Annotated in this window: 19 protein-coding genes; 9 read left to right on the top strand and 10 right to left on the bottom strand. The window is 73.4% G+C overall.

Annotated elements, in window-relative coordinates; translation table 11 throughout:
- Positions 1 to 406 (bottom strand): hypothetical protein (locus FK498_RS09960; protein WP_141854096.1); only part of this gene is annotated, 406 nt, incomplete at its 3' end.
- 308 nt (positions 407 to 714) lie between these two features.
- Here FK498_RS09960 and FK498_RS09955 point away from each other — a divergent pair.
- Positions 715 to 1,590: a bifunctional 2-polyprenyl-6-hydroxyphenol methylase/3-demethylubiquinol 3-O-methyltransferase UbiG gene (locus FK498_RS09955; RefSeq protein ID WP_161988374.1), complete on the top strand. Its 876-nt coding sequence runs from the start codon at positions 715 to 717 to the stop codon at positions 1,588 to 1,590.
- On the opposite strand, the gene pgeF is transcribed toward FK498_RS09955, so the two are convergent.
- The 4 genes from pgeF to rfaD are packed head-to-tail and all read right to left on the bottom strand — an operon-like array spanning position 1,583 to position 5,113.
- Positions 1,583 to 2,338: a peptidoglycan editing factor PgeF gene (pgeF, locus tag FK498_RS09950; RefSeq protein ID WP_141854092.1), complete on the bottom strand. Its 756-nt coding sequence runs from the start codon at positions 2,336 to 2,338 to the stop codon at positions 1,583 to 1,585. The two genes, FK498_RS09955 and pgeF, sit on opposite strands and share 8 nt — an antisense overlap.
- Complete coding sequence (locus FK498_RS09945) at positions 2,335 to 3,300, bottom strand: class I SAM-dependent methyltransferase (protein ID WP_202614802.1); 966 nt, start codon at positions 3,298 to 3,300, stop codon at positions 2,335 to 2,337. The genes pgeF and FK498_RS09945 overlap by 4 nt, the downstream gene beginning before the upstream one ends.
- Positions 3,301 to 3,329: 29 nt before the next feature.
- On the bottom strand, positions 3,330 to 4,133 hold the full coding sequence (lgt, locus tag FK498_RS09940) for a prolipoprotein diacylglyceryl transferase (RefSeq protein WP_141854090.1): 804 nt from the start codon (positions 4,131 to 4,133) through the stop codon (positions 3,330 to 3,332).
- Positions 4,133 to 5,113 (bottom strand): ADP-glyceromanno-heptose 6-epimerase, encoded by a 981-nt coding sequence (gene rfaD, locus FK498_RS09935; protein WP_141854088.1) that lies wholly within the window; start codon positions 5,111 to 5,113, stop codon positions 4,133 to 4,135. The genes lgt and rfaD overlap by 1 nt, the downstream gene beginning before the upstream one ends.
- A gap of 81 nt (positions 5,114 to 5,194) precedes the next feature.
- On the opposite strand from rfaD, the gene FK498_RS09930 reads away from it, so the two are divergent.
- Both FK498_RS09930 and FK498_RS09925 read left to right on the top strand, forming a co-directional pair.
- Positions 5,195 to 5,485, top strand: coding sequence for an accessory factor UbiK family protein (locus FK498_RS09930; RefSeq protein ID WP_141854086.1), 291 nt, complete (start codon positions 5,195 to 5,197; stop codon positions 5,483 to 5,485).
- 187 nt (positions 5,486 to 5,672) lie between these two features.
- Positions 5,673 to 6,176: a YbjN domain-containing protein gene (locus FK498_RS09925; RefSeq protein WP_141854084.1), complete on the top strand. Its 504-nt coding sequence runs from the start codon at positions 5,673 to 5,675 to the stop codon at positions 6,174 to 6,176.
- Between the two features lie 61 nt (positions 6,177 to 6,237).
- Here FK498_RS09925 and FK498_RS09920 read toward each other — a convergent pair whose 3' ends face one another.
- On the bottom strand, positions 6,238 to 6,813 hold the full coding sequence (locus FK498_RS09920; protein WP_141854082.1) for an exopolysaccharide biosynthesis protein: 576 nt from the start codon (positions 6,811 to 6,813) through the stop codon (positions 6,238 to 6,240).
- Between the two features lie 77 nt (positions 6,814 to 6,890).
- Here FK498_RS09920 and proC point away from each other — a divergent pair, with 77 nt between their 5' ends.
- The 3 genes from proC to FK498_RS09905 all read left to right on the top strand — a co-directional run bounded on the left by proC (position 6,891) and on the right by FK498_RS09905 (position 8,892).
- Complete coding sequence (proC, locus tag FK498_RS09915) at positions 6,891 to 7,667, top strand: pyrroline-5-carboxylate reductase (RefSeq protein ID WP_141854080.1); 777 nt, start codon at positions 6,891 to 6,893, stop codon at positions 7,665 to 7,667.
- A 24-nt stretch (positions 7,668 to 7,691) separates the two neighbouring features.
- A complete protein-coding gene (locus tag FK498_RS09910; protein WP_141854078.1) occupies positions 7,692 to 8,336 on the top strand; it encodes a TetR family transcriptional regulator in 645 nt (214 codons plus the stop codon).
- Positions 8,337 to 8,460: 124 nt separating this feature from the next.
- Positions 8,461 to 8,892: a phasin family protein gene (locus tag FK498_RS09905; protein ID WP_141854076.1), complete on the top strand. Its 432-nt coding sequence runs from the start codon at positions 8,461 to 8,463 to the stop codon at positions 8,890 to 8,892.
- A gap of 105 nt (positions 8,893 to 8,997) precedes the next feature.
- Here FK498_RS09905 and FK498_RS09900 read toward each other — a convergent pair whose 3' ends face one another.
- From FK498_RS09900 to FK498_RS09890, 3 genes are read right to left on the bottom strand one after another with little or no spacing between them, the layout of a single operon-like run.
- A complete protein-coding gene (locus FK498_RS09900; RefSeq protein ID WP_141854074.1) occupies positions 8,998 to 10,350 on the bottom strand; it encodes an ATP-binding protein in 1,353 nt (450 codons plus the stop codon).
- Positions 10,347 to 11,060: a response regulator gene (locus FK498_RS09895; RefSeq protein WP_141854072.1), complete on the bottom strand. Its 714-nt coding sequence runs from the start codon at positions 11,058 to 11,060 to the stop codon at positions 10,347 to 10,349. Before FK498_RS09895 ends, FK498_RS09900 begins: the two co-directional genes overlap by 4 nt.
- A gap of 9 nt (positions 11,061 to 11,069) precedes the next feature.
- Complete coding sequence (locus FK498_RS09890; RefSeq protein ID WP_141854070.1) at positions 11,070 to 11,588, bottom strand: MarR family transcriptional regulator; 519 nt, start codon at positions 11,586 to 11,588, stop codon at positions 11,070 to 11,072.
- A 131-nt stretch (positions 11,589 to 11,719) separates the two neighbouring features.
- Here FK498_RS09890 and FK498_RS09885 point away from each other — a divergent pair, with 131 nt between their 5' ends.
- The 3 genes from FK498_RS09885 to FK498_RS09875 all read left to right on the top strand — a co-directional run bounded on the left by FK498_RS09885 (position 11,720) and on the right by FK498_RS09875 (position 18,469).
- Positions 11,720 to 12,619 (top strand): branched-chain amino acid aminotransferase, encoded by a 900-nt coding sequence (locus FK498_RS09885; RefSeq protein WP_141854068.1) that lies wholly within the window; start codon positions 11,720 to 11,722, stop codon positions 12,617 to 12,619.
- A gap of 190 nt (positions 12,620 to 12,809) precedes the next feature.
- Positions 12,810 to 16,973, top strand: coding sequence for a PAS domain S-box protein (locus tag FK498_RS09880; RefSeq protein WP_161988373.1), 4,164 nt, complete (start codon positions 12,810 to 12,812; stop codon positions 16,971 to 16,973).
- A gap of 56 nt (positions 16,974 to 17,029) precedes the next feature.
- On the top strand, positions 17,030 to 18,469 hold the full coding sequence (locus FK498_RS09875; RefSeq protein ID WP_161988372.1) for a glycosyltransferase family 39 protein: 1,440 nt from the start codon (positions 17,030 to 17,032) through the stop codon (positions 18,467 to 18,469).
- Between the two features lie 190 nt (positions 18,470 to 18,659).
- Here the strand turns inward: FK498_RS09875 and FK498_RS09870 are convergent.
- Positions 18,660 to 19,277: SDR family NAD(P)-dependent oxidoreductase (locus FK498_RS09870; protein WP_141854062.1), on the bottom strand; the 618-nt coding region annotated here is incomplete at its 5' end.

The following is a 19,277-nucleotide window of genomic DNA, read 5'->3' as shown; positions in this document are numbered from 1 at the left end:
CCTCGGCGGCGGCCCAGGCGGCGGCGGGCACGGCACTCGGGCCGCCGGCCGCGGCGATCGGCGTGCCCGCCTCGTCGACCAGGGTGTAGGTCAGACGCACCGCGCCGGACGCGACCTCGCCGGCGACCAGCAGGCGATACTCGGGCTTCGCGATCTCGGCGGCGGTCGCGGGCAGGTCCTGCGCCTGCAGCGCCTCGGCGAGGGTGGCGGCGAAGCGGCGTGCGTCCACCTCGGGCAGGCCGAGCGTGGTCGAGGGCGGAATGACGATGCGCGCCGGCGGCGGACGCACCAGCACCTCCGGCGCGCCGGTCCGGGACGCGCGCTCGAAGGGCATCGGCACCTCGACGAAGGGAAGCTGCAGCGGCCCGCAGCCGGCGAGCGGCAGCAGGATGAGGAGCGCTCTCATGCCAAGACGCAGGTGGCGAGTACACCGAGGCACAGCAGGATGACGAACATCCAGACATAGGGCATACTCTGTCACCTAACACAGGCGACTGCGGAGCGAACAGGGTGGAGCCAGGCGATCAGGGTCTCGCTCCGACGAAGATGTCGGCGCCTGGCCCGACGGCCGAGCAGTCCGAACGGTACGGTAACGCATTGCTCCATGGCATCGCGCTGGTCTGCCCTCGCGAGCACACGCCACTCGCCGAGTGCGCCGACGGGCTGGTCTGTCCCGCCTGCGGAACCCGCTTTCCACGCGTACACGGCGTGCCGGTGCTGATCAACGACGCCAATTCCGTGTTCGCAGTCGCCGACTATCTCGGTCCCGACAGCTACGAAGGCGCAGCGTATGGCCGGGCGGATGACCGCACGTCGGGTTGGCGACGCATTGCGCATCGGGTCGTCTACCGGCTGCGCAATACGGGCACGAGCCTCCGTTCTCCTCCGCTGTCCGACATTCTCGCCTACGTCCGCAGCGTGCGGGCGAAGCCGCGGGTGCTGGTGGTCGGCGCCGGCGGATTGCAGCTCGCCGACGACGGCGCCGTCGTCGTGCATACCGATGTCGCCTTCGCCCGGCATGTCGAACTGATCGCGGACGCACACGACCTGCCCTTCGCGCCGCGCAGCTTCGATCTGATCGTCGCGATCGCGGTGCTCGAACATGTCGCCGATCCCCAGCGTTGTGTCGCGGAGTTCGTCCGGGTGCTTGACCGCGGGGGCTTCGTCTATGCCGTGACGCCATTCCTCCAGCCGGTGCACATGGGGGCCTACGACTTCACTCGCTTTACGCCGATCGGCCATCGCCGGCTGTTCAGGCAGTTCGACGAGGTGGCTGCGGGCGTGGCCCTGGGCGTCGGCAGCGTCGTCGCCTCCGCCCTTCAGGCATTCCTGCTCGGATTCTCCTCCAGGCGGTTCTGGCGACGACTTGCGGGCGGCGCAGCCCTGCTCGCGACGCCGCCGCTCCGGCTCATGGATCGGCTTCTGCGTCACAATCTCGATGCGGTCAGCGGGTGCTGGTTCTTCGGTCGCCTGCGCGACGGCCCTCCGGTGTCCGATCGCGAACTCGTCAAGACCTACCCCCAGAGCTTCGGCATCGGGCCCGAACGGCTGCCGCCGCCAATGCGCGGGGCAGACACGCCCCTCAACTGAGCGCGATCGCCGAGAGCTGGTGTCCGATCGGCCCAACACCCTCGTGGGTGGCGCGGCGGTAGCTGAAGAACCGCGCGGGGTCGGCATAGGTGTCGAGGCCGAGATCGATCACCCGCGCGATACCCGCGCGCGCGAGTGCCGTGGCGCAGAAGCCCGGCAGGTCGAAGCGCCAGCGGCCGGGCCGCGCGCCGTCGACGAAGAAGCGCGCGTGTGCCGGATCGGCGGCCAGCACGGCGTCGCGCAAATCGGCCGCGACCTCGTAGCTCGGCTGCCGGATGGCCGGACCGATCGCGGCCGAGATGCGGCCGCGCGCCGCACCGAGCCGTTCCATCGCCGCCACGGTCGCCTCCAGCACGCCGGCGAGCGCGCCGCGCCAGCCGGCATGCGCGGCGCCGATCACGCCCGCCTCGGCATCGAGGAACAGCACCGGCGCGCAGTCCGCGGTGACGATGCCGAGCGCGACGTCGCGCCGGCGCGTCACCAGCGCATCGGCCTCCGGCCGCGCCTCGTCGTGCCACGGCTCCTCCACCACCGCGACCGCGGCGCCGTGCACCTGGAACAGGCCCACCAGCGCGCCGACCCCGAGTGCGGTGCGCGCGCGCGCGCGGTTCTCGGCCACCGCGCGGGGATCGTCGCGGCCGGAGAGGGAGCAGTTCAGGGTGGCGAAGCGGCCGGTCGAGACGCCGCCCGCGCGGGTGAAGAACCCGTGCGGCGCATCGAGGCCGGCGGCAAGGAACGGCGGGGTCACGGCGCGAATCCCGGCGGCGGCGGCAGCCCAGGCTCGGTGATCGCGACCGCCTTGAACAGCAGCCCCATCGCGTCCGCGTCCATCAGCCGGCGCGCCGCCGCCTGGAGCTGGCGCGCGGTCGCGGGCCGCGCCCTCCGGCAGAGCACCGCCGTGCGCTCGGGCAGGCCCAGCGCGCGCAGGAACGCGCCCTGCGGCACGGGGCCGTGCACCGCCGAGCCGGCGGCGCGCGCCGCCGCTGCAACGGCGGCGAAGTCGACATGCGCGGTGAGGTCGGCTTCGCCGGGTGCGGCGAGCGGATCGGCCGGCGCGTGGCCGCGCACCGCCTGCAGCGTGTCCGCGGCACCGCCCGCGTGGCCGTAGTCGATGACGAGCGCCGCCCCGCCCTGGCGCGCGATCCGGGCCGCGAGCATGCCCGTCCAGGCGCACGCGGCATCGCTGCGCTCGCCAGGGACCGGCGCGTCCGTCGCGGCGACGCTCGTCCAGACCAGCCGATCGCCGGCGAGGCCCACCGCACGCTCGCGTCCGCCGGCGAGGAACTGGCGCACCGGCAGCGCGTCGAGGAACTCGTTGGCGATCAGCAGCAGCGGACCGTCCGGCAGCGTCCCGATCCCGTCGTGCCAGGCAGCCACCCTGCCGCCCAGCAGCCGCTCCTGCGCCGCCCGCAGCACCGGACTCGTCTCGATCAGGTGCACGCGCGCGGCCGCGGCGAAATCGGGCGCGACACGGTCGGCGAGCCTCAGCGCATCGGCCATCAGCGTGCCGCGCCCGGGGCCGGCCTCGGCGAGCAGCACGGGATCCGGCCGGCCGAGCGACTGCCACACCGCGGCACACCAGGCGCCGATGAGTTCGCCGAAGGCCTGCGTCATCTCGGGCGCGGTGACGAAGTCCCCCGCCCGCCCGAGCGGATCGCGCGTCGCGTAGTAGCGCGCGTTGCAGAGCGCCATGAACCGGTCGAGCCGCATCGGCCCGGCTGCCGCGATCTCGGCGCGGATCAGCGCGTCGAGCGGTTCTTGCTGGTCGCGATCGCCCACAGCCCCACCGCGAGCATCGGCAGGCTCAGCGCCTGCCCCATGGTCAGCCCCCCCGGCAGGAAGCCGAGGAAGGCATCGGGCTGGCGGAACAGCTCGCCGGTCATGCGCGCGACCGCGTAGCCGGCGAGGAACAGCCCGCCCAGGAAGCCGCGCCGCGCGCGCCACCGCTCCTGCCGGCCGAACCAGAGCATCACGGCGAACAGCGCCAGCCCCTCGAGCCCCGCCTGGTAGAGCTGGCTCGGGTGGCGCGGGAGCCGGTCGGGATCGGTCGGGAACACCATCGCCCAGGGCCCGTCCCACGGCCTGCCCCAGAGCTCGGCGTTGACGAAGTTGGCGAGCCGGCCGAGGCAGAGCCCGATCGGCGTCGGCACGGCGATGCGATCGACGAAGGCGAAGAAGTCGATGCCCCGCCGGCGGCAGAACCCGAGCGTCGCCGCGACCACCCCGAGCATGCCGCCGTGGAAGGACATGCCCCCCTTCCACACCATCAGCGCCTCCAGCGGATGCGCGAGGTAGTAGCCCGGCAGGTAGAACAGCACGTAGCCGAGCCGCCCGCCGATGATCACGCCGAGCACCGCCCAGGTGAGGAAGTCGTCCACCTGCTCCCGCGTGGCGGCCTGCGGTGGCGCGACGGCGAGCCGGCGCGCGATGCGCCAGCCGATCACCAGCCCGGCGATGTAGGCGAGCGCGTACCAGCGGATCGCGAAGGGGCCGAGCTCGACCAGCACCGGGTCGATCAGCGGGAACGGAACGACGCCGAGCATCAGCGATAGGGGTCCGGCGCCAGCAGGTAGTCGCGCACATAGGTCGCGACCCCGTCCTCGAGCGGGGTGAACGGACGGTCGTAGCCGGCGGCGCGCAGCCGTTCCATGCGCGCCCGGGTGAAGTACTGGTACTGCGCGCGGAGATGCTCGGGCGTGTCGACGAAGACGATCTCGGGCGCGCGGTTCATCGCCGCGAACACCGCGCGGGCGAGATCGACATAGGTCCGCGCCGTCCCGGTGCCGACATTGAACAGGCCCGAGACCTGCGGGTGGTCGAGCAGCCACAGCACGACATCGACGCAGTCGCCGACCCAGACGAAGTCGCGCGCCTGGTGGCCGTCGGGGATGTCGCTGCGGTGGCTGCGGAACAGGGTGGCGGGCTTGCCGCCGGCGATCTCGTCCGCCTTGCGCTTCACCACCGAGATCATCGGCCCCTTGTGGTACTCGTTCGGCCCGTAGACGTTGAAGAACTTCAGCCCCGCCCATTGCGGCGGGCGCGGACGGCCTCGCGCGACGAGGTCCGCCACGCGCCGGTCGAAGACGTGCTTCGACCAGCCGTAGAGGTTGAGCGGGCGGAGCCGGGCGAGCGCCTCGGGGGCCGGGTCGTCGTCGAACCCGGCCGAGCCGTCGCCATAGGTCGCGGCGGAGGAGGCGTAGACGAACGGCACGGCGTGCGCCGCGCACCACTCCCAGAGCGCCAGCGGCAGCGCGATGTTGGTCGCCGCCGTGAGATCGCCGTCGCGTTCGGTGGTGGCGGAGATCGCGCCCATGTGCACGACCGCGCGCAGCGGGGGGACGCGGCCCAGCCAGCCGAGGAGCGCCTCCGGCGCGACGATCTCGGCGACGAGATGCCGGGCGAGGTTGCGCCACTTGCCGTCGCTGCGCAGCCGGTCGCACACCACCACCTCCTCGCCGCGCGCGGCGAGCGAGGCGACAATGTTCGAGCCGATGAAGCCGGCGCCGCCGGTGACGAGGATCATGACGCTTGCCGGTTGTGGCGGGGACGCGGGGCTTATAGGGTCCGCCCCCGCGGGCGGCAACGCCGCGGCAAGGAGGCAAGGATGCGCGCGAAGCTGGCGGATGACGTGGCGGGCGTGGCCGGGGGCGCGATCTCGGCACTGGTCGGGGTCAGGCGCGAGGCCGAGGCGATGGCGCGCTCCGCCCTCGAGGAGATGCTGCGCCGGCTCGACCTCGTCACGCGCGAGGAGTTCGAGGCGGTGCGCGAGATGGCGTCGCGGGCGCGCGAGGAGAACGGCCGGCTCGCGGCCCGGCTCGCCGAGGTCGAGGCGCGCCTGGCCAGGCTGGAGGCCACCCCGGAGGCGCCGCCGGCGGTGGACGGCGCGGCGCCCTGAGCCGGGCATGACGGAAGCGTGAAAACACGGCCACGCATCGGGTTCGCCTTGCGGCGGCGCGATTCGACTCGCTAGCCTATTCATGGTGTTCCGGTCGCTCCTTCACATCTAGATGTGGGTGGCGGCAGCACCTCCTTCTGGGCGACGCCCGCCTGGCGTCCGCCACCGGTACAGGGAGCACGCGGCCATGGCCGACCGCCTTGCCCTCCGTGACGACAGCACCGCCAACCCCCTCGACCTCCTGGAGCAGATCGTCGCCGCCAATGACTGGCCGTTCGACCGGCGGGGCGACGATTCCATGGCGGTCGAGGTGCCGGGGAAGTGGTGCGACTACACGCTGCACTTCTCGTGGTGCGGCGAGATCAGCGCGATGCATTTCTTCTGCGCCTTCGACCTGAAGGTGCCGGCGGCGCGCAGGACGCAGGTTCACGAACTGCTGGCGCTCGCGAACGAGAAGCTGTGGCTCGGGCATTTCGGCGTCTGGACCGAGGAGAACACGCCCGTGTTCCGCCACTCGGTGCTGCTGCGCGGGGCCGGCGGGCTTTCGGTGGAGGCGCTCGAGGACATGGTGGACATCGCCGTGACCGAGTGCGAGCGCTTCTTCCCGGCGTTCCAGTTCGTGCTCTGGGGCGGCAAGAGCCCGGCGGAGGCCCTGGCCGCCGCGATGCTGGAATGCGCGGGCGAGGCGTGAGCCGGAGGATGCCGCGGCCGGCCCCCCGCGGCGGGGCCGGGACGGGCCGCCGGCGCCGCGTTCAGACGAGTGCGAGCCAGAGCGCGACCCCGCTCGCGGCCAGGGCCAAGACGGCGAGGCCGAGGGCAATGCAGAGCGCGATCCCGTCCTCCTCGAGATAGGCGACGGCGAGCAGCACGATCGCGATCGCGTAGGGAACGTTGCTGAGCGGCAGCGGTGTCGCCAGCAGCAGCACGGCGAGCAGGAGCATGAGCGCGCCGACCACCCGCTTCGTGGCTTGGAACGGTGTGGCGAGGCGCGGCCGCATGATCCGCTCCATCCGGCGCAGCGCCGGCAGGGCGCGTCGGATCAGCGCGGCGAGGCGCTGCGTCGGCAGCCCGCGCCGCGCGAGGCGTTGCGGGAAGACCGGGGCGGCATGCCCGCGCAGCATCTGCGAGGCCGGCAGCGCGAGCAGCAGCCCCGCCGCGATCGCGACCCCCGGCAGCAGCGCGAGCAGGCCGAGCAGCAGCAGCACCAGGCCGAAGGAGCGCGGGCCGAGCCTCTCGACCAGCCAGCCCAGGCTGACGGTCCCGGGCGGCGCCTCGTGCATGAGCCGTTCCAGGATCACCGAGGTCGGCAGGCGCGTCGCGTCGTCCATGGGCATCCGGCAGCCGTTCCGCAGCGGCGGTGCGGGGGGACTAGCGTAGTCCCCCGGGCCCTGTTCTTCTTGCCCGCATGGACACGATCCTGCTGGTCGGCTGCGGCAAGATGGGCGGGGCGATGCGGGCGGGCTGGCTGGAGGCCGGCCGCCGCGTCGCGGTGGTCGAGCCGGGTCCTCATGCCCCCGCAGGCGCGGTCGGGTCGCCGGAGGCCCTGCCCGACGACCTCCGCCCGGCGGCGGTGGTGCTGGCGGTGAAGCCGCAGGAGGCGGCGGCGGTGCTGCCCGCCTACGGCCGCTTCGCCGGCCGAGCGGTGTTCCTCTCCATCATGGCCGGCCGGACGATCGCCGGCATGCGCGCCCTCCTCGGCGCGGAGGCGGCGGTGGTGCGCGCGATGCCGAACACCCCGGCGGCGGTGCGCCAGGGCATCACCGTCGCCTGTGCCGGCCCCGGCGTGACGGCCGCACAGCGCGACCTCTGCACCGGCCTGCTCGAGGCGATCGGCGAGGTCGCGTGGGTGGAGGACGAGGCGCTGATGGATGCCGTCACCGCCGTCTCGGGCAGCGGTCCGGCCTATGTGTTCCTGCTTGCCGAGGCGATGGAGGCGGCCGGGATCGCGGCGGGACTGCCGCCGGAACTCGCGCGTCGCCTCGCGCGCCGGACGGTGGCCGGGTCGGGTGCGCTGCTCGCCGCGAGCGCGGAGGACGCCACAGAGCTGCGCCGCAACGTCACCAGCCCGGGCGGAACCACCGCCGCGGCGCTCGCGGTGCTGATGGCCGAGCACGGCATCCCCGCGCTCCTGCGCCGTGCCGTCGCCGAGGCGGCGCGCCGGTCGCGCGAACTGGCGGGCTGAACCGCGAGCGCCCATGTGAGCCTCATGGACGGGATCGACGCCTTCGACCGCGACGTCACCGCAGCCCTGATGCGGGTGGCGGCGCGCGAGGGCTGGTCCGGCGCCACCCTGCCCAGGATCGCCGCCGAGGCGGGCACCACGCTCGCGGCGCTGCGGGCGCGGTTTGCGGATCGCGCCGCCATCCTCGATCGCTTCGTGGCCGTGGTCGACGCCGCCGTGCTGGCCGGGACGATGCCGCCGAACGAGTCCGACACGCCGAAGGACCGGCTGTTCGACGTGCTGATGCGCCGCTTCGACGCGCTCGCGCCCCACCGCGCCGGGGTGCTCGCCTGCTGGCGGGGTGTGCGGCGCGATCCGGTGGCGCTGGCCTGCCGTGTGCCCGCCGCGCTGACCGCGATGCGCTGGATGCTGGAGGCGGCCGGCATCCCGGCGACCGGCCCGGCCGGCATGCTGCGCGCGAAGGGCCTGCTCGCGGTCTGGGCCGCGGCGTTCCGCGCCTGGGAGACCGACGAGACCCCGGATCTCGCGCCCACCATGGCGGCGCTGGACACGGCGCTGACCCGCGCCGAGAGCCTTGCCGAGACGCTCGAGCCGCTGCTCGGCCGGCCGTCCCGCCCGCAGCCCGATGCGGCCCCCGGCGCCGGCAGCGAGCCCGACCCCGCCGCATAGCGGCCATTTTGCTGCACCGCACAAAAACGTTTGACCGACGCATGGATGCGGCGCTACCTCGTCGCGGAGGATGGTGCCCGGCGCCGGGCGCCTGCCGCCCCCCAACCGACGAGGACGGACGACCATGGCGAAGAAGCCCGAGACGATGTTCGACATGGACATCACGAAGATGATGGCGGAGTTCAAGCTGCCGCAGGTGGACGTGGAGGCGCTGGTCGCCGCGCAGCGCAAGAACATCGAGACGCTGTCCACCGCCAACAGGCTGGCGCTCGAGGGCATGCAGGCGGTGGCCAAGCGCAACATGGAGATCATGCAGCAGGCGCTTGCCGACCTGACCGAGGCGATGAAGGCGATCGCCGCCGCCGAGGCGCCGCAGGCGAAGGCGGCGAAGCAGGCGGAGCTCCTGAAGGCGACCTACGAGAAGGCGATGCAGAACATCCGCGAGCTGCAGGACATGATCCAGCGGATGTCGGGCGACACGCTGAACGTGCTGAACCGCCGCGTCTCGGAGGCGCTCGACGAGGTGCGGGCGATGATGGAGAAGGCCAAGGGCTGAGCCGCCGCCGCGGTCGCGGCTGCGGACGCGATCGCGGCACACGGCCGCGCCCGGGGCCACGCGCGGCGGTGCCGCCCGTGGCGCCGGCAGCGCCGGCGGCCAGCGTCAGGCCGGCAGCCTGATCCGTGCCCTGAGCCCGCCCCGCGGGCTCTCCTCGAGCGCGATCTCACCGCCATGCGCGCGCACGATGTCGCGCGCGATCGTCAGCCCGAGGCCGGTACGGCTCGACCCGCCGCGCCCCCCGTCCAGCCGCACGAAGGGGCGGAACGCCTCCTCGCGGCGCTCCGCCGGAATGCCCGGGCCGTCGTCGTCCACCGTGATCTGCACCGCCTCGCCGCCGCCGCGCATCACCCGCTCGGCGGCGAGCCAGACATGGCCGGCATGGCGGCGCGCATTGTCGATCAGGTTGCCGAGGCAGCGGCGCATCGCGTCCGCGCGCAGGGGCAGCACCAGCGGCGCCGGCGCGCTCACCTCCACCTCGGTGCCCGCCGCGCGCGCCTTCTCCGCCATCTCGGCCAGCAGCGCGCCGAGATCGGTGGGCCGCGCCTGCTCCGTCCCCTCGCCGCGCGCGAAGGCGAGATAGCCCTCGATCATCCGCTCCATCTCGGCGATGTCCTCGCCGATCGCCGCCACCTCCTCGGCCTCCTCCGGGTTGCGCCGCGCGAGCATCGCGAGCGCGAGCCGCATGCGCGTCAGCGGCGTGCGCAGGTCGTGGCTCACCCCCGCCAGCATCGCGGTGCGCTGGGCGAGGAAGCGGCGCAGCCGTTCCTGCATCAGGTTGAACGCGGCCGCCGCCTGGCGCACCTCGTCCGCGCCCTCGGGCTTGATCGGGCCGACGTCGAGACCCTTGCCGAAGGCATCCGCCGCGACCGCCAGCCGCCGCACCGGCTTCACCTGGTTGCGCATGAAGATCGCCGCGATCGCGAACAGGAGCAGCGCCGAGCCGATCAGCCAGAGCACGAACACCGTCACCGTGCCGGTGAAGAGCCGTTTCGCCGGCGCCTCGACATGCAGCACCCCCTCGGGCAGCTGCACGCGGATCTGCACCTCGCGATCGGTGCGGCCCGACCAGTCGATGCGGAAGGGCAGCCGCACCCGCTCGGCGAGTGCGGCGCGCAACTCGGTCTCGGCCGGCCCCTCGATCACGTCGGGCGGGTCGGTCGGCAGGATCTCGCCCTCGGCGAAGCGGATCGCGAGATCGGCGCGGATCAGCATCTGCGCCGCCAGCCAGTCCTGGTCCGCCTCCGCCGGGAAGCGCCGCAGCGTCTCCACCGCGAGCCCGACATCGCCCGCCACCGCGGCGGCAAGCCGGCGCGAGATCACCTCCCAGTGCGTGCCGTAGAAGATCTGCAGCGCCACCGCCTGCAGCAGGATCAGCGGCATGACGATGATCAGCACGCTGCGCCCGAACAGCGAGCGCGGCAGCATCCGCTTGATGGCGAACGCCAGGCGCCTCATCGCGGCCTCAGCACGTAGCCCCGCCCGCGCACGGTCTGGAGGAAGGTCGGCTCGCGCGGGTCGGGCTCGATCTTGCGCCGCAGCCGCGTGACCTGCACGTCGATCGCGCGCTCGCCGGCATCCTCCTGGCCGAGGGCCGCGGCGATCTCCTCGCGCGTCAGGACCTCGCCCGGCCGGCGCGCGAGTGCGGCGAGCAGCGCCGCCTCGCCGCCGGTCAGGCGGACCGTCTCCTGCCCCCGCGTCAGCGTGCCGCGCTCGGGGTCGAACACCGCCTCGCCGAGCGTCACCTTGCCCTCCGCCGTGCCGGGCGTGGGCGCGGTGCGGCGCAGGATGGTGCGGATGCGCAGCAGGAGCTCGCGCGGCTCGAAGGGCTTGGCGAGGTAGTCGTCCGCGCCGTGCTCGAACCCGGCGATGCGATCCTCCGGCGCACCGCGCGCGGTCAGCAGCACGATCGGGATGTCATGCGTCCGCCGCAGCGCCTCGGTCAGCTCGAGCCCGCTCTCGCCCGGCATCATCACGTCCAGCACGATCAGGTCGAAGGCGATGCCGGCGAGCCGCTGCCGCGCCTCGGCCGCATCCGCCGCGGTGGTGACGCGGAACCCCTCGCCGACCAGGTAGCGGCGCAGGAGCTCGCGCAGCCGCGTGTCGTCGTCCACCACCAGGATGTGCGGCGCATCGGCGGCGACCGTCTCGCGCGCGGCCACGGGCATCGGAGGCCCCTACGCCACCTTCCCCGCCGGCCGCGGCGCCGTCCCGGCCATGCGGCTGCCGATGCGCGCGCGCGCCTCCGGCCCCATGATGCCGAGCATCACCTTGCGGAACCCCTCCACCGCCGGCCCGCCCGCCTCGCGGAACGCGCGCGCGAGCGTCTCGCGCTGGCGCTCGAACAGCCGCCGCTCCAGCGCCTCGCCCTTCGCCGTCAGCGCGAGCAGCCGCTGGCGCCGGTCCGACCGCCCCTGCGTCTGCGTCACGTAGCCGCCGTCCACCAGCGGCTTCAGCACGCGCCCGAGCGACTGCTTGGTGATCGCGAGGATCGCGAGCAGCTCGGAGACCGTGATTCCGGGATGCCGGCCGACGAAGTAGAGCACCCGGTGGTGCGCCCGGCCCATGCCGAGCTCCTCCAGGATCGCATCCGGCCCCGCGGTGAAGTCGCGATAGCCGTAGAAGAGCAGCTCCATCGCGAGCCGGATCTCCTCCTCGCGCAGGAACAACAGCCCGGCGGTGCCGCGCGCATCCATGCGGGAACGTCTCCCCAGGGTTACGGAGTCGAGTTACGTCAGTAACATTGACATATCAGGGGGCGCTCCGTACCGTCCAGAGCGTTGCGCGGGCTCCGCGCGAGACGAAACGAAGTTGCGAGGATGCGCCCATGGCCCTGGTCCCCTACGACGATCGCGACGGCCTGATCTGGTACGACGGTGTCCTGCGCCCCTGGCGCGAGGTCAAGCTGCACGTGCTGACCCACGGCCTGCACTACGCCTCCGCCGTGTTCGAGGGCGAGCGCGCCTACAACGGCCACGTCTTCAAGCTGCGCGAGCACTCCCAGCGCCTGGTCGACAGCGCGACCATCATGGACATGCGGCTGCCCTGGACGGTCGAGCAGATCGACGAGGCGACCCGGGTCACCCTCGCCGCCTCCGGCCTCGCGGACGCCTATGTCCGCCCGATCGCCTGGCGCGGCTCCGAGATGATGGGGGTCTCCGGCCAGAAGAACGCGATCCACCTCGCGATCGCCGTCTGGTCCTGGGGCGCCTATTTCGGCGACGACCGGATGAAGGGCATCCGCCTCGACATCGGCCAGTGGCGCCGCCCCGACCCGCAGACCGCCCCCACGAGGGCCAAGGCGGCCGGGCTCTACATGATCGCGACGCTGAACAAGCATGCCGCCGAGGCCAAGGGCTACGCGGATGCGCTGATGCTCGACTGGCGCGGCCAGGTGGCCGAGGCGACGGGGGCGAACATCTTCTTCGTGATCGACGGCGAGATCCACACGCCGACCCCCGACTGCTTCCTCGACGGCATCACGCGGCGGACGGTGATGCGGCTCGCGCGCAACCGGCAGATGAAAGTGGTCGAACGCGCGATCCGGCCCGAGGAGATGGCCAAGGCCACCGAATGCTTCCTCACCGGCACCGCCGCCGAAGTGACGCCGGTGGCCGAGATCGGCCCCTACAGGTTCACCCCCGGGCAGATCACCGAGACCCTGCTCAAGGACTACGACCGCACCGTGCGCCTCCCGCCCGAGGAGGTCGCCCGGATCGCGGCCTGACGCAGGGCGCGGGGAGACCGGGTCCGTCTCCCCGCGCCGCCTGCCCGACCGGAGAGCCTGCTCCCTCCCGCCGCCGAGCCGCCCGCGCGCGGACATCGCACCGCCGTTTCGGATCCTCGCCAGAAAGTTGTATACTGGGCGACCGTAACGGTCGGCGCCTCGTCACGCGGCAGCCGGTATGGAGGCGGCATTGACGACCAAGGCTTGGCCGATCCCGCCGGCGTCGGCCCCCCCGGAGACGGAGCCCGCGGGCCGCCCGGCCGAGAGCGAGGTCCAGCGGCTCGGCGCCCTGACGGAGCTGATGCGGCTCGGCCTGCTCCAGCCCGCCGGCCTCGAGGATGCGCTGCGCCGTGCCACCGAACTGGCGGCCCGCACCATCGGCGTGGCGCGCGCCGGCGTCTGGACGCTGACGCCGGCGGGCGACGCGATCGTCTGCCTGGACGTGTTCGATGCCGCTGCCGGCCGCCACCACAGCGGGACGGTACTGACGGCCGACGCCCATGCCGAGTACTTCCGCGCGCTCGCCGCGGGCGAACCGATCGCCGCCGAGGACGCCCGCGCCGATCCGCGCACGGCCTGCCTCGCCGAGACCTATCTCCGCCCGCTCGGCATCGGCGCGATGCTGGACGTGCCGATCCATGCCGACGGCGCGGCCAATGGCGTGCTCTGCCTCGAACATGTCGGCGGGCCGCGCGCCTGGAGCGCCTCCGACCGCGCCTTCGCCCGCGCCGTCGCCGGGCTGATCTCGCTCGTCCATCTGCACGACGCGCGCACGCAGGGCGAACAGCGGCTGCGCGTGATCCTCGAGACGGTCGGCGAGGGCGTGCACGGCCTCGATGCCGATGGGCGGATCCTGTTCGACAACCCCGCCGCGCTGGCGATGCTCGGCTGGACCGCGGAGGAGACGCGCGGGCGCGACTCGCACGCCCTGATCCATCACCATCGGCCGGACGGCAGCCCCTATCCGATCGAGGACTGCCCGATCTCCCGGTCGCTGCGCGACGGCGTGACCCGCCACGTCGAGGACGAGGTGTTCTTCCGCAAGGACGGCACGAGCTTCCCGGTCGAGTATGTCTGCGCGCCGATGCGCCGCGCCGACGGCGGGATCGCGGGCGCGGTCGTCACCTTCCGCGACATCAGCGCGCGGCTGAAGGCGGAGCGGCTGCTGCAGGCCGAGACCGAGATCCTCGACCTGATCTCGTCCGGCGCGGCGCTCGCAGAGGTGCTGGAACGGATCGCGCGCCTGATGGAGCAGACGCTCGCCGAGGCGCGCGTGGCGGTGACGCTGGTGGATGCCGAGGCGCAGTGCTTCCGCCACGGCGCCTCGCCCCGCATGCCGGTCTATGCCGAACTGATCGACGGCGTGCCGATCACGCCCGACGCCGGCACCTGCGGGGCCGCGGTGACCCGGCGCACGCAGGTCATCACGCCCGACACCGAGACCGATCCGCTCTGGCACGGCCTGCGCGACATCGCGCGCGCGCACGGCCTGCGCGCCTGCTGGTCCACCCCGGCGCTCGACGCCGACGGGCGGCCGCTCGCCTGCTTCGCGGTCTATCACGACCATCCGCGCATGCCGACGGCCGAGGAGCTGCGCGCGGTCAGCCGCGGCGCGCGGCTGGTCTCGCTCGCGGTGCAGCGCATCCGTGCCCTCGATGCGCTGCGCGCGAGCGAGACGACCTTCCGCGAGGCCTTCCGCGACGCCGCCACCGGCATCGCCGTGGTCGCGCCGGACGGGCGGATCCAGGAGGTGAACGAGGCCTTCGCGCGCATCCTCGGCTACCGGCCCGAGGAGCTGCGCGGCGTCGACCTCCAGGACCTCACCCCGCCCGAGGACCTCGCCTCCGCGCCCGATTTGCGCCAGGAGCTGCTGAGCGGGCGGCGCCAGAGCTACGTGCGCGAGAAGCGCTACCGGACCAGGCAGGGCGGCACGGTCTGGGTGCGCAACAGCGTCGCCATGCGCCGCGACGCCGCCGGGCGCGCGCTCAACGCGATCGTCGTCAGCGAGGACATCACGCCGCAGAAGGCCGCCGAGAACGCGCTGCGGCGGAACCAGGCACTGCTGCAGATGGCCTCGCGCATCGGCCAGCTCGGCGGCTGGCAGGTCTCGCTGCCCGGCCACGAGGTGACCTGGTCCGAGCAGATGAGCGCGATCCACGACCTGCCGCCGGGCGAAGTGCCGGCGCTGGAGGCGACCTTCGGCGCCTACGTGCCCGAGCACCGCGGCGCGATCCGCGAGGCCTTCCTCGCCTGCGCCGCCGAGGGCACGCCGTGGGACCTGGAGCTCGAACTCGTCACCGCGCACGGGCGGCGCGTCTGGGTGCGCAGCATCGGCGAGGCGGTGCGCGACGAGGGCGGCCGCATCGTCGCCGTGCAGGGCGCGCTGCAGGACATCTCCGAGCGCAAGCGCGCCGAGAACCGCCTGCGCGAGAGCGAGGCGCGCTTCCACGCCGTGGCGAGCGCCACCGCCGACGTCATCTGGGACTGGGATCTCAGCACCGACACCATCTGGTGGAGCGACGAGTTCGAGAAGAGCTTCGGCTACCCGATGGACGAGCTCGAGCCGGACTCCTCCTCCTGGACGCGCCGCCTGCATCCGGCCGACAGGGACCGGGTGCTCGCCGGCATGCGGCGCGCGATCGGACAGCGCGAGCGCGAGTGGTCCGCCGAGTACCGCTTCCTGCACAGGGACGGCTCGGTGCGCGAGATCGAGGCGCATGCCCGGCTGATCCTGGGGCCTGACGGCAGGCCCTCGCGCTTCGTCGGCGGGATGCGCGACATCACCGCACGCAAGCGCTTCGAGCGCGACCTGCGCGAGCGCATCAAGGAGCTGCGCTGCCTCTACCGCGCGCTCGAGCTGACGGCGGCCGACACGCGCCCGGTGGAGGAGATCTGCGCCGAGATGGCCACGCTGCTGCCGACCAGCGTGCTGCACGACGATCTCGCCGTCGCGCGCATCGAGCTGGAAGGGCGGGAGTACCGCAGCGCCGGCTGGGTGCAGCCCGTGAGCGCGCTCACCAGCACCATCCGCGCCGGCGGCAAGCGCATCGGCCAGGTGGAGATCGGCTACCGTGCCGCCCCGCCCGACCAGGGCGCGGCGGAGGACCCGTTCCTGGCCGAGGAACGCACGCTGATCGACACGATCGCGACCCATATCGGCCGCATGGTGCACGACCGGCGCATGGCCGAGACCCTGACCCAGGCCGACCGGCTGCGCGCGGTCGGCGAGCTCACCGGCGGGATCGCGCACGACTTCAACAACCTGCTGACCGTCATCCTCGGCAACGCCGAACTGCTTGCCGAGCATCTCGCCGACGACCCGGCGCTGCGTCCGCTCGCGCTCACCGTCCAGTCGGCGGCCGAGAGCGCGGCGGGGCTGACCAGCCGGCTGCTGGCCTTCGCGCGCAGGCAGGCGCTCGACCCCAAGGTCACCGACGTCACCCGGCTGCTGGACGGCATGCGGCCGCTGCTGCGCCGCACGCTGGGCGAGCACATCGAGACATGCTTCGTGCATGCCGAGGGTCTGTGGCCGATCCTGGTCGATGCGCCGCAGCTCGAGAGCGCGATCCTCAATCTCTGCATCAACGCGCGCGACGCCATGCCCAAGGGCGGACGGCTGACGATCGAAACCGCGAATGTCGAGCTGGATGCCGGCGCCGCCGAAGAGGCGGGCGGCCTCGCCCCCGGCGCTTACGTGACCATCGCGGTCTCCGACACCGGCATCGGCATGACGCCCGAGGTGCTGGCACGCGCCTTCGACCCATTCTTCACCACCAAGGAGGTCGGCAAGGGCTCAGGACTCGGGCTCAGCATGGTCTGGGGGTTCGTCAAGCAGTCGCAGGGCCATGTGCAGGTGGACTCGGCGGTCGGCCGCGGCACGACGGTGCGGATCTACCTGCCGCGCGCCGACAGCGAAGCCGACCGGCGGGCGCCGGCGCCGCAGGAGGCGGACGAGGATCTCCCGCGCGGCTCCGAGCGGATCCTGCTGGTCGAGGATGACGATCTCGTGCGCCGCCACGTCTCCGCCCAGCTCGCCGAGTTCGGCTACCGGGTGGTGAGCGCGCGCAACGGCCCCGAGGCGCTGAAGCTGATCGGGCAGGGCGAGCCGTTCGACCTGCTCTTCACCGACATCGTCATGCCGGGCGGGATGAACGGCCGCCAGCTCGCGGAAGCCGCGCGCCGGCTCCGCCCCGACCTGAAGGTGCTGTTCACCTCCGGCTACAGCGACCAGGCGATGCACGCGCAGGAGGCGCCGGGCCAGGGCATCGGGCTGATCAGCAAGCCCTATCGCCGCCAGGAACTCGCCCGCCGTCTGCGCGAGGCGCTGGCCGCCCGGCCGCCCGCCAGGGGCTGAGCGGCCCACCGCGAGCAGGGGCGGACGCGCGCCGGCGCATCTGTTATGTCCCGCCCGTGCACACCGTCCTCGCCGTTGCCGCGATCACGCTCCTGCGGCTGATCTGGCTCGCCACCAACCAGCCGAACCTCTATGCCGACGAGGCGCAGTACTGGGTCTGGGCCCAGGACCTGCGGTTCGGCTATTACACCAAGCCGCCGCTGGTCGCCTGGCTGATCGCCGGCACCACCGCGCTCTGCGGCGATGGCGAAGGCTGCATCCGCCTCGCCTCGCCGCTCCTGCACGCCGCGACCGCGCTGCTGCTCGGCGCCACGGCGGCGCGATTGTTCGATGCGCGCATCGGATTCTGGACCGCCCTCACCTACGCCACATTGCCGGCGGTATCGGTCTCGTCGACCATCATCTCCACCGACGTGCCGCTGCTGACGGCCTGGGCCGCCGCGCTCCATGCCGTGGTGCGCCTGCGCGAGCGGCCGACGCCCGGCCGGTGGGCCGTGCTCGGGCTGGCGCTCGGCATCGGCCTGCTCGCCAAGTATGCGATGGCCGGGTTCCTGCTCTCGCTCGCGCTCTGGCTCGCGCTCGACCGCGAGGCGCGCACGGTGCTGCGCGGCCCCGGGCCGTGGCTCGCGGCCGGGCTCGCGCTCGGCCTGCTGGCGCCGAACCTCGCCTGGAACCTCGCGCACGGCTTCGCCACCGTCCGCCACGTCGGCGCGAATGCGAACCTCGCGGCCGGACCGTCGTTCCGCCCGCTGATGGGGGCCGAGTTCCTGGGCGCGCAGTTCGGCGTGTTCGGGCCGATCCTGTTCGCGATCCTGCTCTGGCTGCTCGCGCGCCGCGCCACCTGGCGCGATCCGCGCACGCGGCTGCTCGCGCTGTTCGTCGCGCCGCTCGGCGCGATCATGGTGGCGCAGTCCTTCCTCTCCCGCGCCAACGCCAACTGGGCGGCGCCGGTCTACGCCGCCGGCACCATCCTGGTGGTGCACTGGGCGCTCGCCTTCGGCCGGCCGCTCCTGATCCGCGCCTCGGTCGCGCTGCACCTCGCCGCCGCGGCGCTGCTGTTCGCCGGGCCGCCGGCGCTCGCCGCGGCCGGGATCGAGCTGCCGCGCCGTGCCGATCCGTGGATGCGCCAGCGCGGCTGGGACGTGCTCGGCCGCGCGGTCGCGCGCGCCGCCGCGCCGCACGCCGATGCGCGCTTCCTCTTCGAGCAGCGGCGCGACATGGCGACGCTGATCTACTACGTCCGCCCGCATCCGCGCGATGCGCTGATGTGGGAGCCCGACGGCGTGGCGCGCAACGAGTTCGAGCTGACCGCGGCGCTCACGCCGGAGGTGACGGGACCGTTCCTGTTCGTCACGCGCCGGGCGGAGGCGGCGGACGTGACCTCGCGCTTCGCGCAGGCCGAACGCGTCGCGCGCCTCACCGTGCCGACCCACACGGATGCGACGCTCACCTACACGGTCTGGCGGCTGGACGGGTTCAGGGGGTATCGGGACTGATGCCGGCAGGCCGAGCGCGCTTCGGATCGGCGCCGCGTCCTCGGCCGCGCAGCGCTGCCCGGCCGGGGATGGACCTCGCGACCTGATCGCGATCTGCGCGAGAGCGGTTTCCGCACGAGTGGAAGCCGCTCCAGCCTGCCCTTGCGGGCATCGTCACGCTTGCGGCTGATTCCAGCCGTCTGCGATCTCTCTAGCGCCCGATCGCGGTCAGCCCGGCGCCCGAGAAGCCGCCGTCCACCGGCAGCACCGCGCCGGTGACATGGCCGGACTGCCGGGGGTCGAGCAGGAACAGCACGGCGCCGGCGATCTCCTCCGGCTGCGCGTAGCGCCGCTGCGGCACATGCGCGAGCCAGTGCGCGCGCGTCTCCTCGGTATGCACGCGCGCGACGAGCGGCGTCTCCACCGGGCCTGGGCAGACCGCGTTCGCCCTGATGCCGTCCGCGGCGAGATCGACCGCCAGCACCTGCGTCAGGTTGATCACCGCCGCCTTGGAACAGCCATAGGCCGCCCTGCCCTTCGACCCGCGCATCCCCGAGACGGACGCGATCGTCACGATCGATCCGCCGCCCGCCGCGCGCATCCGCCGCGCCGCCGCCCGCGCGCACAGGAACGTGCCGGTGACGTTGACCTCGAGGATGCGGCGGAACTCCTCCGCGCTCGTCTCGAGCACCGGCACGTCGGCCGCGATCCCGGCCGCGGTGACCAGCCCGGCGAGCGGCGCCGTCGCGGCCGCCTCGGCGATCCAGCCCTCGACCGCGCCCTCGTCGGTGACGTCGAGCGCGCTCAGCCGCGCCTCGCCGGGCAGGAC

The organism is Elioraea sp. Yellowstone, from assembly GCF_006704265.1.
Lineage (GTDB): Bacteria > Pseudomonadota > Alphaproteobacteria > Acetobacterales > Acetobacteraceae > Elioraea.
The sequence above is the reverse complement of the archived record's forward strand: the minus strand, read 5'-3'. Positions and strand labels throughout refer to the sequence as shown.